This is a genomic window from Fenollaria massiliensis (assembly GCF_000312505.2).
GTDB lineage: Bacteria > Bacillota > Clostridia > Tissierellales > Peptoniphilaceae > Fenollaria > Fenollaria massiliensis.
Map to the genome: position 1 here is coordinate 39,895 of NZ_HG326228.1, position 24,537 is coordinate 64,431.

Consider the following 24,537-nt stretch of genomic DNA (forward strand, 5'->3'; position numbering starts at 1 on the left):
AGGCTTGTAATCAAGTCTTATTTTTTATCTATAAAGTAAATCTATACAAAAGTGAGTAATTATAAGAACTTTTTATGTTACAGTTGTGTTAAATATAGTTAAATGCTTGATTTTATATATGAGTGGGTATATAATGATTATATATGGTTATTTATAATATAATCATTAATGTATATTATAAAAAGGAGGAATAAAAATGGATAATTTTAAAAGAAATTATTTAAAAAGAACACTCAGTTTAGTACTAGCTGTTATTATGATTATAACACTAGTACCGCTTGGCGTTTTTGCAGAAGGCGAAACACCTGTTAAAACACCAGCAGATGCAACAACTAGTGCAACTTACTACAAAAAAGCAAACTGGGAAAACAAAATTAAGGACAAATCCCGTTGGAAGGTCGAGGACGATCAAACTCTAGTTAGAGTTGGCGGAGGAGATCCAGTTCAAATGAACGATATCGACTACGATGGTATGTTCATTGACGCTAACGGTAGATATGTTATAAGACTAGTTTATAAAGAAAAGTCACAAGCAGTATCTGGCGTTTGGTACAGAGCGCTAATCAACTTTGGTGACCTTGATAAATTTATAGACTTTGGTCTTTCCTACGTTTTAGGTAAAGACGGCAAGACTCAATATAAGTTCGATCCAGTGCCAAAATTTAAAGGCAGAGGCTTTGACTTAGGTTTGGCAACTGGAGATAGAACCAATAACAGAGCGAATTTACCAATTAATTTAGTCTTAAAAGAAGGTGTAGATTTAAAAACTCTTGGCGAACAAAATTATATCGTTCAAATGAGAGTTGCCAATGGAGATTATACAAGAATCTATGCCTATGCACCAAAAGGTACTTCAATGGACTACTCTACTTATACTAAGACTACAGCAGTTGACCTTGCTGACAAGCTAGGCACTTTGTTTATCAAGGGTGGTAAACAATCTGACCAAAAGAACGCAACTAATCAAGAGTTCTTTATGTCAGAATTTATTGCCAATCCAGAGCAATATCCTGACAAGTCAAAGCTTGGTATCATCAGAACTCAATACATGGGTCAAACTAATACAATAGTAAGAGAAACAGTTGGTGGAGAGCCGATTGCATTTACTCAAGTATTTGATGCTAATCTTGTTAAGTACTTAAAGGCTGATACTAAGGGCAATGTTGCCTATGTAAATGTTTTGACAAATGGCAGAGTATTATCTCCAGTTACAAAAAATGTTGGTATACCAAAGGATAAGATAAATTATTCTGAAGGTGATAAATTAGCTTATATAGTTATAGGTACAAAGGCATTTCAAAAAGAGGGTGTAAAGGTTGTTAATGTAGATAAACTTGATCAACACGTTATGCTTTCAGGTTTCTATATCACAGCTATCGACTACGTTGTAGACAAGGGACAATTTGAAAATACATTCAGTAATGATAAAGTTAGAAAATTAAATTACGCTATGATGTCTGGCTGGACTAATCCAAATACAAACGGCTGGGTTATCTACGAAAAGAAATACGGCAATGATTATGTGGTTCCTGAAGGGGAATCTTACCTAATCGATACAGGCGATGATCCAAGTGGCGGACAAATCATGCTACAAGTTGGTGGCGATCAAGCAATTTTAAGAAAGCCACAAGGTTACTACAACGGCTACGTTACAGGCGACGGAGCCAATGACGCCATAGAAAAATATGCCAATGGTGTTTATAAAATTACTCTTCGTGAAGGAGCAACTATTTTACCAGGTAAAAAGCTAAAAGTTTATATGCCTTATACATCTTCACACGAAAAGCCTGTAAACTTCCTTGAAATTCATAACGGAAGCAAACACAACCAAGGTGCTGCTGAATTGACATTGCTAACAAATAGAAATATAAATATGCACATATATAAGCCTGGAAATGGAAGCTATAAGCTAAAGTTTACACTTAGAGATGGAAATCAAGGAGAAATAGAATTTACAAAAGGAATAACTTGGAAAGATAATGATAAAAATAAAATAATAAAGGGATTACCTAACAGAGCCTTACTTGGTACTGGTGGTAACTTTGAGCTGGACACAACAAAATTACAAACAGGCGCAGACATTTTTGTTGAATCTTATGACGGACGTGGAAAAAAGATAGATTCAGAAACTTCTTGGTTCAAGTATAGAGCTTTAACAAAATCAAAGGACAATGTTAAGCTACTTACTTGGGTAGACCACTCAGACAAAAAATCAGTTCTTTCAATCAACAAATCACTTTACACACCATATCAATTGTTATTTACTAATGATTATGAAGGCGGAAGTGCTTATAAGGACCCAAAAGCATTGCCAACTAATGACAGTGACTTCAACAAAGATACAACAAGCTTCGTTGGTTACACTAAATATGACGGCGGTAAGGTAAGAACTTTATATGAAGAAGGAACAATAGGAAAATATATTGCTAAAGTAGAAGCCGACGAAAATGATTACGATGATAAGGGCAATCTAAAGGGAGATGATGTAAGAAAAACAATCACTATTCCAAAGGCAAATATCTTTGACGCTCAATTTGCAAAAGATAGCAAAGACTATAGGGCTTATGAATACACAGTAGACTTAGGCAAAATGAAGGCTTATCAATCTGATGATAAAACAGAACATAAGCTTGAACTTTTAAAGGATATGAAATTTGTTTCAACTGCTTCAGACGGATCATCACTACCATCTGACCTATTAGAAACAAGAGTTAGAGCAAGAGTATTATTCGATACAACAGAAGGTCAATTTGCAGACAGCACAAAGAAAGTCGTTAAAATCGTTCCGGACAATATTAAATTCTACGGCGAAGATGGCTACAAAGCTAACGGTTTTGAAGGCGATAACGTAGAAGCGAATACTGGCGATAAATTCCCAGAAGCACCACAAGCTACAGGAAAAAAGAAATTCTTAGGCTGGGTAACAGCTAAAGGCAAACAAGCTTTAAATAACAAAACTACTGTAAGTTCTGAAGAATTTAATAAAGTTGATAAAAAAGACGTATTCAGAGCAGACACTCCAGTTACTAAGCACCTAATTGTTTACGCTATATACTCAGAAGAAACATCAGTTACATTTGATGCCAATGGCGGTAAATTCACTGATGACAAGGAACAAACAACAGTAACAGCTACTGATGGCAGCGTAACAGCACCTAAACCTGAGCCAACAAGAGATGGATATACATTCAAGGGATGGGCAGATAAAAAGGATGCTAATAAAGCAGACGACACTATATTAACAGGTGTAACAGCACCAAAGACTGTATATGCAGTTTGGGAAAAGAAGCCAGAAGAAGCATTAACATTAAATAATCCAAAAAATAAAGTTGAAGTAAAAGATCCAAGCTCATTAACATCAGATGAAAAGGATAAGGTTAAAAAAGCAGTTGCTGAAGCTAATACAGATAAAGGCATAACAGAAGCTGATATCACAGTAGCTGAAGACGGTACAGTAACAGTTAAAAAGGGTAACCAAACTGGTAAAATTGCGAAAGAAAATACAGTTACTCAAAAATTAGTAGAAAATAAGTTCAATCCACCAGAAAAACCAATTCCAGTTGATGATATAAGTGCTTTAAAGCCTGATGAAGTTAATCAAATTAAAGAAGCTATCAAAAAAGCTAACCCAGATAGAAATTTAAAAGATGAAGAAATTACAATTAATAAAGATGGTAGCGTATCAATCAAGCAAGGCGGTAAAGTAGGTACAATTTCAGCTGATAAGACAGTTGTAAAAAAAGATACAATACTTGATTTGAAGAAACCAGCTGAAAAAGTTGAAGTAAAAAATCCTGCTAATTTAACACAAAAAGAAAAAGATAAAGTTGCTGATGCTGTTAAAAAAGCTAATGAAGATAAAATTGGGAATGATGCAAATATAACAGTTGACAGCAAGGGTAATGTTAAAGTTACTGTAACAGAAGGCGAAAAAACTAAGACAGGAACATTAGAAGCAAAAGATACAGTAAAACCATTTACAAGAGAAGGTAAGCATTTAAATCCACCAGCTCAAAAAGTAAAAGTTGGCGATACTAATAATCTTAATGAAGCAGAAAAACAAGCGGTAAGAGACGAAGTTAAAAAAGCTAACCCGGACCTAGATTTCAAAGACGATGAAATTCAAGTTGATAGTAATGGCGCAGTAACAGTTCCTATGGGTGACACAAAAACTGGCAATATCCCAGCTAATGAAACAGTAGAAGCAGCTAAAGAAACTGATAAAATCATTAAGCTAGTAGCACCGGCAACAAAAACACCAGTTGCTAATAAAGATAAATTATCAAAAGAAGAAAAAGATAAAGTTATAGAAGCTGTTAAAGAGGCTAATCCAAGTATAGAAAATGGCTATGACATCACAGTATCTGATGACGGTACAGTTACAGTTACTAAAGGCGAAGGCGAAAATCAAAAAGTCGGACAATTATCTCAAAAAGATACAGTTGAAGAAAAACTTAAAGCCCCTACAATCAATGCAGCTAAAGATGGTAGCGTAACAATTAAACCAGCAGATGAAAACGCAAAAGAAATTGACGTGACATATAAAGATCCAACTGGCGGCAAAAAAACATTAAAGGCAACATTTAAAGAAGTTAAAGATTCTGAAGGAAATAAAAAATTTAAGTGGACGCTTCCAGAAGGCACAGATAAAGATATAACTGTAGATGAAAATACAGGTGAAATTACTTTACCAGCAAATAAATTAAAGAATGACGCTGAAGTAAGTGCAGTTGCAAAAGCTGGAGAAAAAATTTCAGAAGCAGCTAAAGTAAATGCTAAGGACGAAACAGCACCAGGAGCACCAACAGTAGCATCAAAAGACGATGGAGCCATTGAAATAACACCTCCAGGAGATGATGATACAAATAGTATTACTATAGCATACAAAGACCAAGACGGACATGATCAAACAATTGAAGTCACAAAAGAAAATGGAGAGTGGAAACTACCAGAAGGAACAGACACTTCAATAAAAATAGACAAAACAACAGGCGCTGTAACACTTCCAAAAGACAAGATCAAAGCTGGCGAAAAAGTTACAGCAACTGCAAAAGATGCTAATAACAATGTATCTAAAGCAGGAGAAGCAACACCAGTTGACAAAACAGAACTAAAGACAGAAGTAGCTAAAGAAACTGAAACAAAAGATTCTGATAAATATAAAAATGCTGATGAAACAAAGAAAAAAGCTTATGATAAAGCTTTAAAAGATGCTCAAGATGTAATAAATAATCCAAAAGCTACACAAGAAGATGTTAATAAAGCTTTAGAAGCATTAAAGAAAGCTGAAAAAGATTTAGATGGAAAAACAGAAGAAAAACCAACAATAACAATTTAGATGGAAAAACAGAAGAAAAACCAACAATTACAAATGGAAAAGCAGAAAATGATCCATCAAAGACAACAACAACAGTAAGCGGAAAAACAAAGCCAAATACAGAAGTAACAATTAAGTTAGCAGATGGAACAGAAACGAAAGTAACATCAGATGCAGACGGTAAATTCACAGCAGAAGTAACAAAACAAAATAAAGATGCACAAATAACAATAACACCAAAAGACGGAACAGCATCAACAGTAACAGTTACAGAAAAAGCTGCAGAAGAAAAACCTGTAGCACCAACAGTAAAAGCAAAAGACGATGGAAGTGTAACAGTAACTCCACCAGAAAATGCAAAAGAAGTTTCAGTAACTTATACTCCAGAAGGAGCAAAAGATCCAGTAACAGTTACTGCAACTAAAGGTGACGATGGAAACTGGACACTACCAGAAGGATTAGACGTAACAATTAATCCAGGCACAGGAGTAATTACAATACCAGCAGATAAAGTTAAAGACGGTACAGAAGTAAGTGCGGTAGCAAAAGATGCGAGTGGTACTGCATCAGAAGAAACAAATGATTCCAAAGCTACAGCAAAGACACCAAGACCTGATTACGCTGACATTTACTATCCTGACACTACTATAGGCGTTGGCGATGAAAGAAAGATCTATCCAAGCGGTTATCCAGGATATGTAAGCACATTACCTGAGGGTATCGACGCTCCAAGAGGAGTTTATGTAAGAGTTAACCATGACGGTTCGGTAGACGTAGAGATTTCACCAAGATATACTGGACCATCGATGTTCACAATTACAGGATATGTTGATGTTAACGGAAAGATCGCTCCTATATCTATAAGGATTAGAGTAATTGATGACGTTCGTTCAGACAGACGCCGTCAAAGAATGGATAAAAGAGATGAAATGGATAAGGAAGATGAAGTAATCGATACTAGAGAAGTTTATACTCACAAGGCATATATCTTCGGTTATCCAGATGGAACTGTTAGACCAAACGGCTTCATCACAAGAGCTGAAGCAGCTGCAATGCTTTCAAGACTATTGAATGAAGAAAATACTTCTTCTGCAGCTAAACCAGCTTTCATTGATACACCAAGCAAATGGTACAACAACGCCATCAACGCAGTTGTAGCTCGTGGTATCATGAGAGGCTACTCTGATGGATCATTCAAACCAAACGCACCTATCACTAGAGCAGAATTTGCTCAAATGATTTCAGCGATAGATGCTAAGCCATTTGGCATAGCGCCATTCGCAGATGTTAAGGGCCACTGGGCTGAAGCAGCCATCGGCAAAGAGTACGCAGCTGGAAGAATCTCTGGTTACCCTAACGGAACATTCAGACCAGACGCTCCTATCACTAGAGCAGAAGCAGCTCACATACTAAACAAGATTTTCGAAAGAAATTACGATTTAGTATCAGCTATTCAAAGCGAAGATAAGGGCAATATCAAGTTCTTCACAGACTTGTCAACAAGTTTCTGGGGATATAATGATATGGTTGAAGCAACTAACACTCATACTTTCAGAAGAAGATCTAAAGGATTAATTAGTGAGGATTGGGACAATATCAATAGATAAATTTTCGAAAACAAAATAAATCAATTAAGAAGAAGGTAAATTGCCTTCTTCTTTTTTGTTCAAAATTTTTCTAAGCAGCCCCATTATTATAAATAATTTAATAATAAATAATAAATTTTATAATTTTTTCAATATGTCTAATCGTGATAAATCTTGAAAAAGCTCTTACGTATGAAGATATGTAGATATGTTAGTGGGAGCTAACGGGTCTGAACATTGCTTTATTAGAAAATATCAATTCTTATTAATATAAAGTATTGTTTATAAGAAAATCTGGTGAATGTGTTCTTTTTTGTGGGGTGTAGGCTATTGACAAAGGACTTATCATGTGCTAATATCTCTATTGGTCGGCTCGGATATAAGGCGCTGATCACCATAAGAAATTTATTTAGGAGGTTTTTTAATGAAAAACGCAAAAAGATTTTTAACGCTAGCTCTAGCTCTTACTTTAGTTTCATCTATGATGTTTGCTTGTAAGAAGAACGAAGAGCCTGCTAAGGAAGAACCAAAGACTGAGGCAGCTGCTGACACTAATGAGGAAAAGACTGAAGAAGCTACTGAAGATAAGTCTGAGGAAAAGACTGAAGCTCCTTCTGAAGATGTTACTTTAGAGATGTGGGCTGGTGACTGGAACTCTATCAACGCTTTCTATGATGATCCTGTTGTTAAGGAAGCTATAGAAAATAAGGCTAAGGAAGAGGGCATCTCAGCTGATGACTACATCAAGGGTATCGAAGAAAGAAGAGCAACTGACTACAAGGGTCTACACATTGAAGGAGACACTATCACTTTCTATGATGGTAAGATCGGTGAAGGCAAGGAGATTGCTAAGGCTGAATACAAATTAGTTGACACTATCGAAGTACCTCACGGAAATAAAACTTTAAATTGGTTTGTATTTGAAACTGATTCTAAGGATGTTAAGAAGTATATGGCTTTAATGCAAATCCACGGCGAAGAGCACTTAGCTCATTACCACACAAGATATACTGATAACTTAGATGATATTAAGGACCAAGACAGCAAGTGGTTCCCAACATACATCAGAACATCTGTAGACAGCCAAGACATTGCTGAAGAATTAACTGAGTAATTTCATTAATATGAGGAGAAAATTATTATTCCTATGTTTACTCCTTGTATCAATAACATTTTTTTCATGTGATAACGCTATAGAAGAAAGAGGTATGACCGGGGAGAAACCTTTGGTTTATACTTCTTTTTTTCCTATATACAAGCTTACGAAGATGGTCGCTCAGGACGATGTAGTCGTGAAGAGCTTTATGCCAACGTCTGCTACGGTTCACAGCTGGGAGCCATCTGCAAAGGACATCAAAAGGCTTAGCAAGGCTGATCTTTTGATTGTTAACGGAGCTAACATGGAGAGATGGGTTGACAAGATTAAGGAGAATCTCCCTAATTTAAAGATTTTGACTTTATCTGACAATGTTGACCTGATCGCATACACTGGTGCAGCAGCCATCGGTGATTTTCAGCTCATGACGAGATTTGATTACAAGGAAAAAAGGAACAACATGATTTTTGGCCACACTCACGAGGATTATTTGCGTATAGCCTTTAAAAGGGATGACGGAAGTATGAGTGAGGACGAACTTATCAAGGAAGGCCGTAAGATTATGAATGTTGAAGGCGACATCGTTCACCAAGAGACGCAGCTTAATGTTGAGGACGGCAAGGTCTATAGGATAAAGATGCGTCACGAATCGGGTGAGCTTAATTATGTTTTGCCTGAGACTGGCAAATGGATTGTTTATACTGACAGGCTTCCTGAGGATATTCTTTCATTTGAATTTGTCGATATGAAGGATAATCCGATGAAGGGTGAGGAGATTTTAAGGGGCAGTTCACAAAAAGTTGACAAGATCACTTATGATCCGCACTCTTGGCTATCTATCAATAATGCAAAGACTTATCTCAACACTATTGCTAGAGAGATAAGTAATTTAGTGCCTAAGAAGGCGGCAATGATTGATATGAGAAGGTTTAAGGCGGTTGACACGCTAACTCTTTTGCAAACTGAGTTTCGTGACAAATTTCAAGAGCTTGATAAGAGGGAGTTTATCGTAATGCACTACGCTTTTGCTTATCTTGCGAGAGATTTTAAACTAAAGCAGTACCCACTTCAAGGCCTGACATCGATGAGTGAGCCAAGCATTAGAAGCATGGTTAGGGCCATTGACTATGCAAAGAAAGGTCATATCAAGACGATATTTTATGAATATGGCGCGCCGACAGCCATTGCCAAGGTTATATCTGAGGAGATAGCTGGTGCGCACATAAGTCCACTAGCTAGTATGGAGTTTATAATCCCGGGCCAAACGATTGATGAGATGGACTACATCGACTTGATGAAGATGAATCTAACGAATCTATATGAGGAGATGAAATTACAAAATGAAAGCAATTAGCATAAAAAATTTAGACTTTTCATACCTTGATCACAAAGTTCTCTCGGATATAAATTTAGAGCTTGAGATGGGTGATTTCATCGCCATAGTTGGAGCGAACGGTAGCGGTAAATCAACCTTCATCAAGAATTTGCTAGGAGAGCTTAAACCACAAAGGGGATCGGTAGAAATTTTAGAAAAACCTATAGCCTCATACAAAAGCTATAAGGATATAGGATATGTACCACAAATGAGTGTTGTTAGCAAGGTTAGCTTCCCCATCACCGTTAGGGAGATGGTGGTTTTGAACCTTTACGAGGAATTTGGATTTTTTAAGTTCCCACGCAAAAAACACTATAAAAAAGTAGATGAGATTTTAGAGTATTTAGGTCTAATCGAATACAAGAACAAGCCCGTAAACGAGCTATCAGGCGGCTTACAGCAAAGAACCATGATAGCAAGGGCCATGCTAAACAATCCAAAACTATTAATACTAGATGAGCCAACAGCCGGAGTCGACGAAGAAAGTAGAATTTCCTTCTTAAAAACAATACAAACTTTGAACGACGATAAAGGCACAAGCATAGTTTTAGTAACGCATGACCTAGACGAGCTAATGAAGTACGCTAAATTAGACGCAACATACGAGATAAAAGACGCAGGTCTATATCAATTAGAGATGAAAAAGGAGGAAAAATCATGCTAGAGTACGCATTTATGAGAAAGGCGCTAGTAGTTGCCTTCTTTTTATCAATCATGGTGCCAGCCATCGGCGTGGTTATGGTAAATAGAAAAACTTCGATGATAGGAGACGCTCTATCACACTCAGCGCTAGCAGGCGTTGGTATGGGACTAATACTTGGTTTCGACCCGCTTATAGGTATGCTGGCGATATGTGTGGTAGCAGCCTTCTTAATCGAGATCATTCGCCATAAATTCCCTCAATACGGCGACATGGCAACAGCCATCATCATGAGTATAGGCCTTGGAGTAGCCTCGATACTATCGGACTTCGCTCCGGGAGGAACATCATTTGATTCATACCTATTTGGTAGTATCGCCTCAGTATCGATGCAAGACGTGATTAATTCACTTGTAGTCTTTGTTTTTGTAGTATTTGCAAGCATCAAAGAGTACGCAGGACTACTTGCCATCGCCATAGATCCAAACACAGCGAGACTCTCAGGAGTTAAGGTAAGACGCGTAAACGCAGCATTTACACTACTAAGCGCGATCACCATCGCCATGGCGGTAAAATTAGTTGGAGCACTTATGCTTACATCGCTAGTAGTGCTTCCAGTTGCTACAACACTGATACTTGCTCGCTCATACAAGAAGACGCTGATCATCACCATAGTTTTAGGACTTGTTTATATGCTAAGTGGCATCACAGCAAGCTTCTACTACGATGTGAAACCGGGTGGAGCGATCATACTCGCAGCAGTCTTTGGAATGCTTATATTTTTTGTGGCATCAAAATTACAAAAAAAGCAAAGTAAATAGAGATAGAAGTGACTTAGTTATACTAGGTCACTTTTTCTTTACTTTTAGTGGGCTTGTGAAGAAAAATTAAATAGTAAATAAATCCTATTTAGAATTATTGCCATAATGGCACTTTTCTGAAATAGAAAATCGGACATTGAAGATAAAAATCGGACATTGAAGATAAAAAAATGGACATTGAGGCAAAATTATCGGACATTCAAAACCATAATCACAGTGACTTAGTTTATACTAGGTCACTTTTTCTTTACATTTGAGTGCTTTCGTGGTATTATTTAATGAAGACAGTTGATATTGGAGTGAAAGGAGATAGTATATGAAATATATGCATTTTAATTCGTCATGCTCTTATGCGGGATTAGCAAATCTTTTGTATTCAGACGGAATTGACACAGAAGACTTTGTAATTGCACTTGCGATTGACTTAGCATACCTCTTAGTAAAAGATGGCGCATCTTACTTAGCGGGTACTATGCTTCAGTCAAAAGAGATTTTTGATATTTATCTAAATCCTCTTGGATACGAACTTATTGAAAAGAACTATGATAAAGATGAAGTTTTGAAGATATTAGAGGCAGGAGATAAAAACTATATGCTCGGCGTTAATATTGCCCAAGGCAATAAACATGCGATAATTTTTAAAGATCATAAGGATAATAGATTTAGATTTATAAATAATAAATATGAGGAAAGCGATGAGCCAGACGAATTTGTCTGGACGGCAGAGGAGCTTAAGGAAAGGCTTGATGACCAGACTCATCTTGCGCATCTTGAAAAGTGTGATGCTAAGGAAATGGATTTAGAAGAGATTTTATTAGCATCAATAAAAAATCTTGGCGAGCTTAAAAAGGATATAATCAATTTTTCAAAACGTGTGATCACAAAACAAGAGCTAAGAGAGTCAATGAATACACTGTTTAGAGCGGCTCTACTTGATTTAGAGACTATGTTTATACTTATTGAAGAGGATAAACTTATGAAGAGAACAAAAAAGCTTCAAAAAGAATATATAAATGTGGTTAAGAAAGGTAAAGAAAGCCTTGTACTTGAAAAAGAGATGAACATAAGTGGCTTAGTAGATGTGTTAAATGAGTGGGAGAGACTTATGAAGAATAATTTGAAGGAGTATAGAGAAAGGATATAATACCAGATTAATGTCTTTACATAAAGGCGTATTCGTGATATTATTTAAGTATATATACGAATAATATATAGTGTATTTTGTGGAGGTAGTTCAGATGAAAAAAGAAAATAATGAATTGAATATACGTTCGAGTGCTTCTGAGTATCTAACATATATAGCTTCTATGGGAGAAGAGGCTAGTAGCGTTGAGGTGCGTTATGAGGATGAGAACATTTGGATTACCCAAAAAATGTTAGCAACATTATATGATGTTGATGTGCGTAAGGTTAATTATCATATAAATAAGATTTTTAAAGACGAGGAGCTAGATAAAAATTCAGTTATCCGAAATTTTAGGATAACTGCAAACGATGGTAAGAACTACATTACAAAGCATTACAACTTAGAGATGGCTATTGCCGTAGGATTCAAAGTTAACTCTGAGCGTGCCGTTCAATTTAGGAAATGGGTCAATAAGATAGCAAAAGATTATACTATAAAGGGTTGGGTCATGGATGATGAAAGGCTAAAACGCGGAAGCTACCTGACAGATAAATACTTTGAAGAACAGTTAGAACGCATTCGCGAGATAAGGGCTAGCGAAAGAAAATTTTATCAAAAGATTACTGATATATATGCAACAGCGATTGATTATGATAAAAATGCACTTAGAACTAAGAGGTTCTATGCTACAGTACAAAACAAGATGCATTATGCTATACATGGTCACACAGCTGCTGAACTTATTTATGAAAGAGCTAATCATGAAAAGGATCACATGGGGCTTACTACATGGGCAGATGCACCTGATGGCAAGATAAAGAAAAGTGATGTGAGTGTTGCTAAAAATTACCTTAGCGAGAATGAAATTAAAGAACTTAATCGTATGGTGAGTGCCTATTTGGATTTTGCAGAAAACATGACTATAAGAAAGATACCTCTTACTATGCAAGATTGGGAAGAAAGGCTTAGGAGCTTTATAGCTATGTTTGAGTATGGAGAATTAAAGGACAAGGGAAAAGTAAGTAATGCAATTGCAAAATTACATGCGGAGACAGAGTTTGAAAAGTATAGAGTGATTCAAGACAGAGCATTCGTTTCAGACTTTGATAAGTATTTACTTGAATTAGAGGAAAAAGTAAAGAAAGAATAATATATAGAGGTAAATTCTATTTAGAAAAACTTCCATAATGGCACTTTTCTGAAATAAAAATCGGACATTGGTGATGAAAAATCGGACATTGACAATGAAAATCGGACATTGAAAAACATAATAACAGGTGACTTAGTATATGCTAGGTCACTTTTTCTTTACATTTGAGTGCTTTCGTGGTATAATTTATATATTACAAGAAGAATCTAAAATCAAGGAGTAAACTTACAAATGAATATAATTTACAAAGACATTTTAATTAGAAACGCAGAAGAGTCTGATGCTGCTCAGCTTGCATCTTGGTGGAACGACGGCTCTGTCATGGCTCATGCGGGCTTTCCAAACGGAGTGAATACTAATGAAGAGAGAATTAAAGGGCAGATCAAAAATTACACTGATGCTCACAGAGTTTTGATGATTGAGTACAAAGGCAAGGCCATTGGCGAGATGAATTATGAGTTTTCTGATGATGATAGATGCGAGATAGGTATAAAGATATGTGATGCCTCTTATCAAGAGAAAGGTCTTGGACGAGTGATACTTACTTTGTTTATAGAAGAGCTTTTCAAAATGGGTGCGAAGACCATATTTCTAACGACAAATTTAAATAATAAAAGAGCTCAGCACGTTTACGAAAAGCTTGGCTTTAAGAAAATTCGTATTGAATATGACTCGTGGACAAATCAGCTTGGAGAGAAGCAATCGATAGTTTATTATGAACTGAAAGAGAATGAACTGATTAGTTTTAAATAAAAAATAAAAATCGGACATTCAAAACTATAATCACATGTGACTTAGTTTATACTAGGTCACTTTTTTTACAAAAAACTATTGACAAAGATCTATGACTATGGTACTATAAATGTAACATATTTAGTACTATAAATGTAACCACAATTATAAGGGGTGATAGTTTGGACGTTATAATCGAAAACAGAATCGCTGAATTTAGAAAGGAGCAAGGCCTTTCGCAGCACAGGCTTGCCAAGGCGGTTGACTTAAAGAGAAGATCCATCATGGCGTATGAGGCGGGAACTATCAGTCCAAGTCTTGAGACTGCCTACAAGATTTGCAAGGTCTTAGGCAAGGATATCAAGGAAGTATTTATTTTTAAATAGGAGGTATAGACGTGGGTCTTTTAATGAATACTGCGAGTGAAATCGCTGATAAGGTCAAGGAAGATTTTAATGATGATAAAAATTATTTATTCGCACTAAAGCGTAATGACTTCAAAAGGGGTTTATTGAAATTATTTTTGAGTAAATTGTATTACACTATGGACAGTGCTAGGTCTTTTGTGTTGTATTTTAATGAGAAGGGCATATATGAGAAGGAAATTTCAAATACTGTGAAGGGAAATTTTGTTTTGATGCCTTGGGACGAGATTGAAAATTTTACTGTGGATTACAAAAGCAGCAAGGCGAACATCACTTTATTTCATTTAGGAACTGAAGTGCTTTATGAAGTGCCATTTACTGGATCCATGGCGAAGGGCAACAGGGAAAGGCTTGATGATCTTCAAAAGAAGGCTTATAATAAACTTGTTTAGGAGGTTTATATGAAGAAAATATTATTAATTTTACTCGCTTTATCCATGTTTATGGTATCGTGTGGAGGAAATGACAAGGAGGAGCTTACAAAGGAGCCTATAGGCGAAGAAAAAAAAGAAGAAGAGACAGGAAAAGAAAGAGTAGATGTATTTGACTGTATTGACTACGCTGTAAGCGTTGACGGCGAGGACTACGGCTACGTAGAGAATATTAACGCAAGACTATTTAGCGCATCTGGCATTAACAAGGTCATGGTTCGCGCTTGGAAGAGTGGTGAATTTGCTGATGACAAGGCTTTAGACGAAGTTACTGACTACTCAAAACTACTTAATGACGACGAAATCATCTACGGTGTCTACCCTGGAAGCATGGAGTTTGCTTTGACTTACAACGAAAAATACAATATCAGCTACGCTTTTGATGGTGACGACGAAGGGCTTAGCAGTTTTTCTTACAAGAAGCACGCGCCTGAAGAAGTGAAGGTCTTTGGCGAGACTCTTTACTTTGACATAGACTACTTAAGCAGCATCTTTGCGTTTAAATACAAGCTTGATAAGGAAAACAAAGTCCTTGTCATCGATTCACAAGGCGACTATACTGCTAGCATGACTGAGCTTGACTGCAAAGGCTACGACAGTGTAGATGCTTTACTAAAGGCAAATTTTGACGAATAATAAATTATAAACTTAAAAATAAATATTTACGCGTAAAAAGGCTCTCACTAATTTGTGAGAGCTTTGTCTTTCTTAAAATTTTTACTTAGTCCAGCCAACGACTCTGTCAACTCATCACAAACATAAGTCCAACGCCCGGTTTACTCATGTCGCCAAGTATATCTTCTATGGCAAAGGCGATGATGCCTAGAGCGAACTCATTTACAAAGGAAATGATGGGCGCTGCTTCAGGCGTTACAAGATTTAAAAATGATGGGCCAAGTAGTAGACCCATGACTATGTAGCCTGTAACGTTTGGCAAATTCAGCCTTCTCGCGATTTTTGCACCTATCACTCCAAATAAAATAACTATACTAATTTTTAAAAATATATTCAAATTACCCCTCCTACCTCCCTTATCTACTATTAGTATAACAGAATATGCATTATTTATCAACAGTAAATGTCTCATCAAGACAATGAGTGCCGTATAGAAAGCAATAAAAAAGCTCTCATCAATTAAGTGAGAGCTAAGTATATAATTTAATCTAATTCGCCAGCTTTTTTTCTATTTAAATAGTTTTTATAAGCTTTCTTAACTTGTGGTGCAAGTAAGAATAGGGCGATAAGGTTCGGGATAACCATGAAACCGTTGAATGTATCGGCAAGATCCCAGATTGCTGAACCGAATACTGAGCCAACTACTATGCATATAAGAACTAAAACTCTATATACGTTGATGGCTGTTTTGCCTTTGAATAAGTAGCGGATGTTCATTTCGCCAAACATGTACCAACCAACTATAGTTGTGAAAGCGAAGAACATTAGTGAAATTGCTAGGAATATTGATCCTGGCTCGCCAAAGGCTGCGCTAAATGCATATTGTGTGATAGCAACTGATTTTGCTCCTGACATGTGAGCGTCTGTAGCTAAAACGATAAGAGCTGTTATTGAGCAGATAATGATAGTATCAACAACAACGCCTGCCATCGCTACAAAGCCTTGCATGCAAGGGTCTTTAACTTTTGCAGTTGCGTGAGCATGTGGTGTTGAACCCATACCAGCTTCGTTTGAGAAAAGTCCTCTAGCAACACCGTTTTTGATAGCTTCTTTCATAACTGTACCAGCCATACCACCGACAACTGCTTGAGTTGAGAAGGCTTCTCTGAATACGCCTGAAAAAACTAGTCCTAAGTGGTGTCTGTATACATAAAGTATAAAACATGCACCGATGATGTAGATAACAGCCATGAAAGGAACTACAAGCTCCGCCATAGTCGTGATTCTCTTAAGACCACCCATAATAACAAAACCAACAAGTACTGCAAGAGCAATACCGATGTATAGTGAGTTAACGTTTATTGCATTTGACATTGCAAGAGAGATTGAGTTTGATTGAACCATGTTGCCAACAAAGCCAAGAGCTAAAATTATAGTGATTGAGAATATTGCTGCTAATACTTTTGAATTAAGTCCTTTGGAAATGTAGTATGAAGGACCGCCTACAGGCTCGCCATCTCTTTCTTCTCTGTACAATTGCGCAAGAACTGCTTCGGCAAATATAGTTGACATACCAAGTATACCTGAAACCCACATCCAAAAAATTGCGCCCGGTCCACCAGATGCAACAGCTGTCGCTACGCCACCTATGTTACCAGTACCAACTTGAGCAGCTATCGCTGTAGCAAGTGCTTGGAATGAGTTTACTTCTACCTCGCCGTCTTTGGATTTTTCTTTTTTCTTAAACATTCCGCCAAAAGCGTACTTAAATGCTAAACCTATCTTAGTAATCTGTGGAAAACCTAGATAAACAGTATAAAAAATACCTAGAGCTAAAAGTGCATACATCAAAAATTTTGACCACAATACACTGTTAATCGCTTTGATTATAGGCTCTAACTCGAATGCTAAATATGTATTAAGCATTTTATACCTCCTTTATAATTCATCTTCTCTATTGTAACATAAACCTGCTAAAGTGTAAATAAAATACATCGTTTCTGTGATGATAATATTTTATAAGTATTATAAGAAAATTTTATAGTTTCATTAAATTTATTGTAATTTTATCAATATAAACATGAAAAAGCACACAAATTGATGTGTGCTTAAAAAATCTTCCGTTATAATATATATTATTATTTATCTTTAATTTTTAATAAATCTTCACCAAGCTTATAAATATTACCTGCGCCGACAGTTAAGATGATGTCGTTTTCCCTCAAATTATCAAGAAGATAGTTTTCTATGTCTTCAAATTTTGAGATATACATAGCATCGTAGCCGTGCTCCTTCATCGAATTGATCAAATCTTTCGAGTGAACGAGCTTAGTATCTTTTTCTCTGGCAGCGTAAATGTCTGTGATGATGGTAACATCGCTTCTTTTAAATGCTTCAGCAAAGCCTTGTAAAAGTTTTTGTGTTCTAGTGAAGGTATGTGGCTGGAATATGGTGATGATTCTGCCTTTCGCCATCTTTTTAACGGCTTCAAGAGTCGCCATGATCTCAGTTGGGTGATGAGCGTAGTCATCTATGATACGAACGCTTCCGATGTAGCCCTTAGTCTCGATCCTTCTGTGAACACCAGCGTAAAGAAGTATATATTTTTTAATATCTTCAAGTGATGCGCCATAAGTATTCGCCATAGCGATGGCAGCAAGCGCGTTATAAACGTTATGCTTACCTAAAACACTTAATTTAATCTCAGTTTTTGTATTGTTATGAATAAGATCAAAATTAGCGCAGCCGTTCTCATCATAAGTGATGTTTTCAGCCTTGTAGTCAGCATCAGAGTCAACACCGAAGCTGATAGTCTTAGCTGTAACATCTTTTATCGCTTCAAGAACATGTTCGTCATCCTTATTATATACTACATAGCCAGTTGATGGAACGTCGTCGGCATATTTTTTAAAAGTAGCGATTATGTCATCAATATTTTTATAAAAGTCCAAGTGGTCCTCGTCAATATTTAAAATCATGGCCATGGTAGGATTGTATTTTAGTATGTTTGCCTTGTATTCACATGCCTCGCTGATGATGATATTACCTTTACCAATCCTTATATTGCCACCAATCTCATCAAGTTCACCACCTAAAAGTATGGTTGGATCCATCTGAGTATGTGTTGTGATCGAAGCAATCATCGATGTTGTAGTAGTTTTACCGTGAGTGCCTGAAACGCAAACTGAGTTAGGGAAGAGCTTCATCACTTCACCTAAAAAGCTTGCTCTATCATAAATTTCTAAACCAAGTTCCTTAGCTCTTAAAAGCTCTGGATTGTCTGGACGTATCGCGTCTGTGTAAACAACTACCTTTGATGACTCAACATTTTTTGCCTCGTGCTTATTGTATACAACGGCGCCCATTTTTTTAAGTCTTTCTATGATTTGTGACTCGCCAGTATCAGTTCCTTTAACTTTACATCCCTCAGAAATAAGTAATTCGGCAAGACCACTCATACCGATACCACCTATGCCTATGAAAAATATATTGTCAATATTGTGTTTTTTCAAAAAAAAGCCCATATTTCCTCCTAAATATGAAAAAAGTACTTGAAATTATTTCAACTCTTTAGTATAATATATATAAGCTAATTTATAATTTTGCTTATATACTTATCATAATATATATTATGAGAAAAATCAAGCAATTTTTAGCTAAACTAGGAGGATGGGAAAATGACAATTACAGACGTAAGAGTAAGACTTGTTGAAAAGGACGGTTTAAACTTAAAGGCAACAGCTTCTGTTACTTTTGATAACGCTTTTGTTGTTCATGACATCAAAGTTATTGAAGGAAGAGAAGGTTTATTCATCGCAATGCCTTCAAGAAAAGTACCTAACGGTACTTACAGAGACATAGCTCACCCAATCAACACTGAAACAAGAGCTGACATCGAAGAAAAAGTTTACAAAGCTTACGAAGCAGCTGTTGAAGACGCAAAAAATGAAGCTGATGAAGAAATACTAGTGATGGAAGAAAAATAGTTATTTTGTAATTAGTGTGAAATAGGAGCCTTAGCCAGGCTCTTTTTTCTTTGCAAATATATTTTTTAAGAATATATAAATATTTTAAAATAATATCTCCATTCGCAAGGCGAAACATCTTGACAAGTTTCTCTCTTAGTGATAAAATGAAAAAATTGAAAGGATGAGTTAAATGAAAAATTTACGAGCTATGTTTAATGACAAAAGATTTTTAAAATTAGTATATAGCCTTGCAGTACCAGTTGCACTTCAAAATTTGCTCGCAAGTGTACTTAATACATTAGATACAACGATGATATCATCACTTGGCGACTATGCGATATCAGCTGTTGGACTTGCAAACCAAATTTTCTTCTTCATGACACTAATTTGCTTTGGTATAGCGACAGGAACCTCAGCGATGATAGCTCAGTTCTACGGTAAAGAAGACTACCAAGGCGTTAGAAGATCACATGGTATGGCGCTAATACTAGCAGTTATAGTTTCAAGCGTATTCACAGTACTTGCGCTACTGATACCAGAACAACTTATGAAAATCTTTACACAAGACCCAAACGTTATACCTTATGGAGTTACTTATCTTAGAGTAGTTTCATTCTCATACATACTAACAGCAGTAAACTTCATTTGCTCAGTATCGATGAGAAGCATTGGCAATGCAAAGACGCCTCTAGTTGCCTCAACCATCGCTTTTTTCGGAAACGCCTTCTTTAACTATGTATTTATATTTGGTAAACTTGGTTTTCCGGCCATGGGCGTAGCGGGTGGCGCTTTAGGTACAATATTTGCACGTATATTAGAATTTGCAGTTTTATATATAGCACTTAAAAAACATAGAGGACCACTAACAGGCAAAATAAAAGACTTCGTGACATTCGACAGCCATTTTAAAAAAATGTATATAATGACAGCCGGACCAGTTATTATAAACGAAACATTCTGGTCACTAGGCCAAATCGTCTACCAAATTGCATACGCAAAGCTTGGTACAAGAAGCGTTACAGCCCTGCAGATAGGTATGACAGTACAAAATATATTCTTCGTTCTAGCTAGAGGCTTAGCAGGCGCATGCACAGTTATAGTCGGTAACTACATTGGCGCAGGAGATGAAGAAAAAGCATACAAATACGGCACATGGCTTTTGCAGTTATCAGCACTAACAGGCGTTATACTTGGCGCCTTGATGATAATATTTAGAGATGCTTTCTTTGTGATGTTTCCAAATATCACAGCCGAGTCAAAAGCAATCGCATCAAATTTATTTATAGCTATGGGACTAATACTTTTTGTTAAAACACATAACTCGACCCTTGTAGTCGGCATATTTAGAGGCGGTGGAGACACAAGATACTCAATGCTTTTAGAAATGAGCTGCGTTTGGCTAATAGGCGTGCCAATGTCATTTTTAGGTTCAGTAGTATTTAAATTACCGCTACATTTTGTGTATTTGATGGCATGCTGCGAAGAAGTAGCCAAGGCTTGCATAGGACTACCAAGAGTAATATCAAAGAAGTGGATAAAAAATCTAACAGATTAATTGGAAAATATTATAGAGCAGTTTAGGCTGCTCTTTTTTATGCCAAACACTTGAATGAAAATGCGCTATTTACTTGAATGAAAATGCGCCATTTACTTGAATGAAAATGCGCCATTTACTTGAATGAAAATGCGCCATTTACTTGAATGAATCTTGACAAATGTGTATATATATGGTATTATAAGCATAAGAGGTGAGAGGCTCATGAAGAATTATTTACCAAGAATTACTGATAAATTACTTGATGAAAGACTTAAAGCAAAGGGAGCTATACTTATAGAAGGACCAAAATGGTGCGGAAAAACTACAAGTGCAAAAGAGTTCGCCAAGAGCTTTATTGCTATGGATGAGCCAGATAAGACTAAACAATATAAACAGATGGCTGAACTTAATCCAAGCGCTTTGCTTGAAGGAGAAACGCCTAGACTTGTTGATGAGTGGCAGCTTGCGCCAAACTTGTGGAACGCTGTTAGATATGAAGTCGATAAAAGGGACGACTTCGGTCAGTTTATATTGACAGGATCTGCTGTACCAGCTGAATTTGACGCGTCTATGCACAGTGGTACTGGCAGAATATCAAGACTTTATATGAGAACTATGAGTTTATATGAGTCTAAGGATTCGGATGGAGCCATTTCTTTGAGTGATCTTTTCGATGATAAAGAAATTTCGTGTGCAAATCATAAAACTTTGGATGATATTGCATTTTTGATATGCAGAGGCGGTTGGCCTATATCGATTAAATTAGAAGGTAAAGCTTCTCTATTTCAAGCGATAGATTATTTTGATTCTGTTGTGAAAAATGATATAAGCAGGGTTGATTCTGTAAAGAGAGATGTAGAAAAGGCAAAAAGCTTATTAAGGTCTTATGCAAGGCATATAGGTTCACAGGCTCCTTTAGAAACTATAAGGAAGGATATGTTAGCTAATCAGGCTGATACTTTTGACCAAGTGACGCTTTATTCTTACATCGATGCACTAAAAAAGATATTTGTAATCGAAGATGCTCCTGCATGGAACCCGAATATTCGTTCAAAGACAGCCATTCGTTCAACTGATACGAGATATTTTATAGATCCATCAATTGCTACAGCTGCTTTGGGTATTGGCCCAAAAGATTTAATTCAAGATTTAAACACTATGGGATTTTTATTTGAAAACTTAGCTGTTCGTGATTTAAGAATATATTCAGAGCTTTTAGATGGAAGCGTTTATCACTATAGAGATAAGAGCGGACTTGAGTGTGATGCTGTAATTCACCTAAGAAATGGTTCTTATGGTCTTGTAGAGATAAAATTAGGTGGAGATAAACTTATTGAGGAGGGAGCTCAGACACTTAAGACTCTTTCTGATTTAATCGATACCAATAGCATGAAGAAGCCTTCATTTATGATGGTTTTGTGTGCACAAGCACCTTTTGCCTATAAAAGAAATGACGGTGTATACGTCGTACCAATAACATCATTAAGGCCATAGATTGTTTGCCATTTACACGGATAAAAACGCGCCATTTACACGGATAAAACGCGCCAAACACATGAATTGCTTTTTATCTTGGCTTGATATGAATGTTTATAAGAAAAATAAAATGCTAGCTAATTTAATTTAGCTAGCATTGTTTTTATTTGCAGATATATATTTTTCTTGACAAAATAAAAACAAAATGATAATATTGTACATAGATAATAAGTACAATATTGGAAGGTGGAAAATTTTGAACATTATCATAAGTAATAATCGAGATAAACCTATATATGAGCAAATTGTTTCTCAAATAAAAAATATGATTATGAGCGAAGAGCTAGTTGCAGGAGATAATCTTCCATCAATGAGATCATTAGCTAAATCAATTCATGTAAGTGTTATTACAGTTCAAAGAGCATATGAAGAATTGCAAAGAGATGGATTTATAGAAACTGAAATAGGCAGAGGCACTTATGTATTAGCACGAAACAAAGAATTCTATAAAGAGCAACAACAGAAACAGATAGAAGAATATATGCAATTGGCTATTGAAGTTGCAAAAGAAAACGCTATGCCTCTTGAGAAACTAATTGACATATTAAAAATTTTATATTTGGAGGAATAAGTTGATGAATAGTATTTTAACGCTAAAAAATGTGAATAAGAAATATGAAAAGTCAAATTTTGCTATCAAAGATATTTCTTTTTCAGTACCTGAGGGAAGCATAGTAGGATTTATTGGTGAGAACGGAGCCGGAAAATCAACCACTATGAATTGTATTCTAAATGTGATTAGAAGAGATAGTGGAAATATTGAGATATTTGGAAGAGAAATGACCGATGACGATATAGACATCAGAGAAGATATTGGAGTTGTATATGATAGCAATAATTTTCCGGAACATTTGACGGCAAAGCAATTGGCTGATATTTTAGGGAGAATTTATAGTAAATGGGATAATTCCAGATTTGAACAATATCTTAAGCGTTTTGGATTGTCTGAATCTCAAAAAATAAAAACTTACTCTCGTGGAATGAGTATGAAGCTTGCGATTGCTGTAGCACTTTCTCATGATTCAAAATTGCTTATATTGGATGAGGCTACAAGCGGTCTAGATCCTATTATGAGAGATGAAATTCTTGATGTGCTTCTTGAATTTGTAAAAGAAGAGAACCACTCCATTTTGCTATCGTCACATATTACAAGTGATTTAGAAAAAATAGCTGATTATATTGTTTTTATTCATAATGGTGAAATTATTTTAAATAAGACAAAAGATGAATTGATATATGAATATGGAGTTATCCGTTGTTCGGAAAGTGATTATCAAAATATCTTACAAGAAGATATATTATCAAGTATGAAAAAAGATTATCAAATCGATGTGTTAATAAAAAATAGGAAATTAATGGAGAAAAAATATAAAAATTTAATAATAGACAGCGTATCATTAGACGAAATAATGCTTCTGTTAGTGAAAGGGGAACGAAATGAAAGGATTGATTAGAAATCATTATTATAAAATAGTATCTAATTTAAAGATATTACTTATATTTATATTTTTAACTGGAATTTCAATACTAATTTTTGGTGGTAGGAAGGAAATGCCTTTATTTATTTTTCTATGTCTTACTGTTATAGTACTTCCTTTTATCAGTTCCATTGGCTTAAGGAAAAACAATAGTGGCAAGTGGAATCAGTACATTTTATCATTACCAGTAAAGAGATGTGAAATAGTAAAAAGTGTATTTCTAACACAAGGAATTACAATTTTAATTGGAAGTATACTATCTGTAATATTATTTTTTACATCATTTATAATTTATGGATTTGCATTTTATAGATATGTGGATGTAGTCTTGTTATTTTCATCTGCAATAGGAATTAGTTTGATAATGAATGCGATTTTTTTACCTATTTCTTACTTAGACTCAAATGATAGAACTGAAGCTATGAGTATTATTAGTTTAATAATCTCAGTATCTATTATGCTAGGTTTAATTGCTTTAACAAATATTTTGCTTGAAAAACCGACAGAAATGCAACTGCTGATATTTGGGATAGGAAACTTAATATTATCTATTACTGCATTTTTTATAGCGTGTTCTTTGACTATTAGTATTTATTCAAAGCAGGATTGTTAGGACAACCGATTAAAAATTAAATAGATATCTTTGAAAGAGGACTTTTTATTCCAAAATGTAGAGGTCCTCCTTTTTTATTTTGAATGATTTG

At 35.7% G+C, this 24,537-nt stretch carries 21 protein-coding genes; 18 read left to right on the forward strand and 3 right to left on the reverse strand.

Translation table 11 applies throughout. The features are described from left to right. The first annotated feature begins 196 nt into the window (after positions 1–196). From BN30_RS07175 to BN30_RS07230, 12 genes are all read left to right on the forward strand, one after another. Positions 197–5,338, forward strand: coding sequence for an InlB B-repeat-containing protein (locus BN30_RS07175; protein ID WP_019214826.1), 5,142 nt, complete (start codon positions 197–199; stop codon positions 5,336–5,338). A gap of 785 nt (positions 5,339–6,123) precedes the next feature. After that, positions 6,124–6,924, forward strand: coding sequence for an S-layer homology domain-containing protein (locus BN30_RS09380; RefSeq protein ID WP_019214827.1), 801 nt, complete (start codon positions 6,124–6,126; stop codon positions 6,922–6,924). Between the two features lie 403 nt (positions 6,925–7,327). Continuing rightward, positions 7,328–8,017: a ZinT/AdcA family metal-binding protein gene (locus BN30_RS07185; protein WP_019214828.1), complete on the forward strand. Its 690-nt coding sequence runs from the start codon at positions 7,328–7,330 to the stop codon at positions 8,015–8,017. A 112-nt stretch (positions 8,018–8,129) separates the two neighbouring features. Further along, positions 8,130–9,353 (forward strand): metal ABC transporter solute-binding protein, Zn/Mn family, encoded by a 1,224-nt coding sequence (locus BN30_RS07190; protein WP_019214829.1) that lies wholly within the window; start codon positions 8,130–8,132, stop codon positions 9,351–9,353. After that, a complete protein-coding gene (locus tag BN30_RS07195) occupies positions 9,340–10,038 on the forward strand; it encodes a metal ABC transporter ATP-binding protein (RefSeq protein ID WP_019214830.1) in 699 nt (232 codons plus the stop codon). Before BN30_RS07190 ends, BN30_RS07195 begins: the two co-directional genes overlap by 14 nt. Then, positions 10,032–10,835 (forward strand): metal ABC transporter permease, encoded by an 804-nt coding sequence (locus tag BN30_RS07200; protein WP_019214831.1) that lies wholly within the window; start codon positions 10,032–10,034, stop codon positions 10,833–10,835. Before BN30_RS07195 ends, BN30_RS07200 begins: the two co-directional genes overlap by 7 nt. A gap of 316 nt (positions 10,836–11,151) precedes the next feature. Then, positions 11,152–11,979: a hypothetical protein gene (locus BN30_RS07205; protein WP_019214832.1), complete on the forward strand. Its 828-nt coding sequence runs from the start codon at positions 11,152–11,154 to the stop codon at positions 11,977–11,979. A 94-nt stretch (positions 11,980–12,073) separates the two neighbouring features. Continuing rightward, the gene (locus BN30_RS07210; RefSeq protein ID WP_019214833.1) at positions 12,074–13,111 is read left to right on the forward strand and encodes a virulence RhuM family protein; all 1,038 of its coding nucleotides are present in this window, start codon (positions 12,074–12,076) and stop codon (positions 13,109–13,111) included. A 231-nt stretch (positions 13,112–13,342) separates the two neighbouring features. Further along, a complete protein-coding gene (locus BN30_RS07215; RefSeq protein ID WP_019214834.1) occupies positions 13,343–13,864 on the forward strand; it encodes a GNAT family N-acetyltransferase in 522 nt (173 codons plus the stop codon). Positions 13,865–14,025: 161 nt separating this feature from the next. Next, positions 14,026–14,229, forward strand: a complete 204-nt coding sequence (locus tag BN30_RS07220; protein WP_019214835.1) for a helix-turn-helix transcriptional regulator — start codon at positions 14,026–14,028, stop codon at positions 14,227–14,229. Between the two features lie 11 nt (positions 14,230–14,240). Further along, entirely contained in the window at positions 14,241–14,660 is a 420-nt protein-coding gene (locus tag BN30_RS07225; RefSeq protein WP_019214836.1) for a hypothetical protein, read from the forward strand. Positions 14,661–14,669: 9 nt separating this feature from the next. Next, a complete protein-coding gene (locus tag BN30_RS07230) occupies positions 14,670–15,335 on the forward strand; it encodes a hypothetical protein (RefSeq protein ID WP_019214837.1) in 666 nt (221 codons plus the stop codon). 106 nt (positions 15,336–15,441) lie between these two features. Here BN30_RS07230 and BN30_RS07235 read toward each other — a convergent pair whose 3' ends face one another. The 3 genes from BN30_RS07235 to murC form a co-directional block, all read right to left on the reverse strand. Beyond that, positions 15,442–15,711 carry a cation:proton antiporter domain-containing protein gene (locus BN30_RS07235; protein ID WP_019214838.1) on the reverse strand — a complete coding sequence of 90 codons (270 nt, stop codon included), beginning with the start codon at positions 15,709–15,711 and terminating at the stop codon, positions 15,442–15,444. A gap of 146 nt (positions 15,712–15,857) precedes the next feature. Next, positions 15,858–17,240 carry an alanine/glycine:cation symporter family protein gene (locus tag BN30_RS07240; protein ID WP_019214839.1) on the reverse strand — a complete coding sequence of 461 codons (1,383 nt, stop codon included), beginning with the start codon at positions 17,238–17,240 and terminating at the stop codon, positions 15,858–15,860. A 212-nt stretch (positions 17,241–17,452) separates the two neighbouring features. Beyond that, entirely contained in the window at positions 17,453–18,838 is a 1,386-nt protein-coding gene (gene murC / locus BN30_RS07245) for a UDP-N-acetylmuramate--L-alanine ligase (RefSeq protein WP_019214840.1), read from the reverse strand. Positions 18,839–18,991: 153 nt separating this feature from the next. Here murC and spoVG point away from each other — a divergent pair, with 153 nt between their 5' ends. The 6 genes from spoVG to BN30_RS07275 all read left to right on the forward strand — a co-directional run bounded on the left by spoVG (position 18,992) and on the right by BN30_RS07275 (position 24,446). After that, positions 18,992–19,300 carry a septation regulator SpoVG gene (gene spoVG, locus BN30_RS07250; RefSeq protein WP_019214841.1) on the forward strand — a complete coding sequence of 103 codons (309 nt, stop codon included), beginning with the start codon at positions 18,992–18,994 and terminating at the stop codon, positions 19,298–19,300. 172 nt (positions 19,301–19,472) lie between these two features. Next, positions 19,473–20,837: an MATE family efflux transporter gene (locus tag BN30_RS07255; RefSeq protein WP_019214842.1), complete on the forward strand. Its 1,365-nt coding sequence runs from the start codon at positions 19,473–19,475 to the stop codon at positions 20,835–20,837. 204 nt (positions 20,838–21,041) lie between these two features. Further along, positions 21,042–22,313, forward strand: a complete 1,272-nt coding sequence (locus BN30_RS07260) for an ATP-binding protein (protein ID WP_019214843.1) — start codon at positions 21,042–21,044, stop codon at positions 22,311–22,313. Between the two features lie 238 nt (positions 22,314–22,551). Continuing rightward, complete coding sequence (locus tag BN30_RS07265) at positions 22,552–22,926, forward strand: GntR family transcriptional regulator (protein WP_019214844.1); 375 nt, start codon at positions 22,552–22,554, stop codon at positions 22,924–22,926. A gap of 4 nt (positions 22,927–22,930) precedes the next feature. Beyond that, positions 22,931–23,809 (forward strand): ABC transporter ATP-binding protein, encoded by an 879-nt coding sequence (locus BN30_RS07270; protein ID WP_019214845.1) that lies wholly within the window; start codon positions 22,931–22,933, stop codon positions 23,807–23,809. After that, positions 23,793–24,446 carry an ABC-2 transporter permease gene (locus tag BN30_RS07275; RefSeq protein ID WP_019214846.1) on the forward strand — a complete coding sequence of 218 codons (654 nt, stop codon included), beginning with the start codon at positions 23,793–23,795 and terminating at the stop codon, positions 24,444–24,446. Before BN30_RS07270 ends, BN30_RS07275 begins: the two co-directional genes overlap by 17 nt. Positions 24,447–24,537: the final 91 nt, after the last annotated feature.

What these genes read in the sequence shown, in the direction of transcription:
- BN30_RS07175 (WP_019214826.1), top strand. Translation starts at nt 197, where the DNA reads ATGGATAATTTTAAAAGAAATTATTTAAAAAGAACACTCAGTTTAGTA.
- BN30_RS09380 (WP_019214827.1), top strand. Translation starts at nt 6,124, where the DNA reads ATGTTCACAATTACAGGATATGTTGATGTTAACGGAAAGATCGCTCCT.
- BN30_RS07185 (WP_019214828.1), top strand. Translation starts at nt 7,328, where the DNA reads ATGAAAAACGCAAAAAGATTTTTAACGCTAGCTCTAGCTCTTACTTTA.
- BN30_RS07195 (WP_019214830.1), top strand. Translation starts at nt 9,340, where the DNA reads ATGAAAGCAATTAGCATAAAAAATTTAGACTTTTCATACCTTGATCAC.
- BN30_RS07200 (WP_019214831.1), top strand. Translation starts at nt 10,032, where the DNA reads ATGCTAGAGTACGCATTTATGAGAAAGGCGCTAGTAGTTGCCTTCTTT.
- BN30_RS07205 (WP_019214832.1), top strand. Translation starts at nt 11,152, where the DNA reads ATGAAATATATGCATTTTAATTCGTCATGCTCTTATGCGGGATTAGCA.
- BN30_RS07210 (WP_019214833.1), top strand. Translation starts at nt 12,074, where the DNA reads ATGAAAAAAGAAAATAATGAATTGAATATACGTTCGAGTGCTTCTGAG.
- BN30_RS07215 (WP_019214834.1), top strand. Translation starts at nt 13,343, where the DNA reads ATGAATATAATTTACAAAGACATTTTAATTAGAAACGCAGAAGAGTCT.
- BN30_RS07230 (WP_019214837.1), top strand. Translation starts at nt 14,670, where the DNA reads ATGAAGAAAATATTATTAATTTTACTCGCTTTATCCATGTTTATGGTA.
- BN30_RS07240 (WP_019214839.1), bottom strand. Translation starts at nt 17,240, where the DNA reads ATGCTTAATACATATTTAGCATTCGAGTTAGAGCCTATAATCAAAGCG.
- murC (WP_019214840.1), bottom strand. Translation starts at nt 18,838, where the DNA reads ATGGGCTTTTTTTTGAAAAAACACAATATTGACAATATATTTTTCATA.
- spoVG (WP_019214841.1), top strand. Translation starts at nt 18,992, where the DNA reads ATGACAATTACAGACGTAAGAGTAAGACTTGTTGAAAAGGACGGTTTA.
- BN30_RS07255 (WP_019214842.1), top strand. Translation starts at nt 19,473, where the DNA reads ATGAAAAATTTACGAGCTATGTTTAATGACAAAAGATTTTTAAAATTA.
- BN30_RS07260 (WP_019214843.1), top strand. Translation starts at nt 21,042, where the DNA reads ATGAAGAATTATTTACCAAGAATTACTGATAAATTACTTGATGAAAGA.
- BN30_RS07270 (WP_019214845.1), top strand. Translation starts at nt 22,931, where the DNA reads ATGAATAGTATTTTAACGCTAAAAAATGTGAATAAGAAATATGAAAAG.
- BN30_RS07275 (WP_019214846.1), top strand. Translation starts at nt 23,793, where the DNA reads ATGAAAGGATTGATTAGAAATCATTATTATAAAATAGTATCTAATTTA.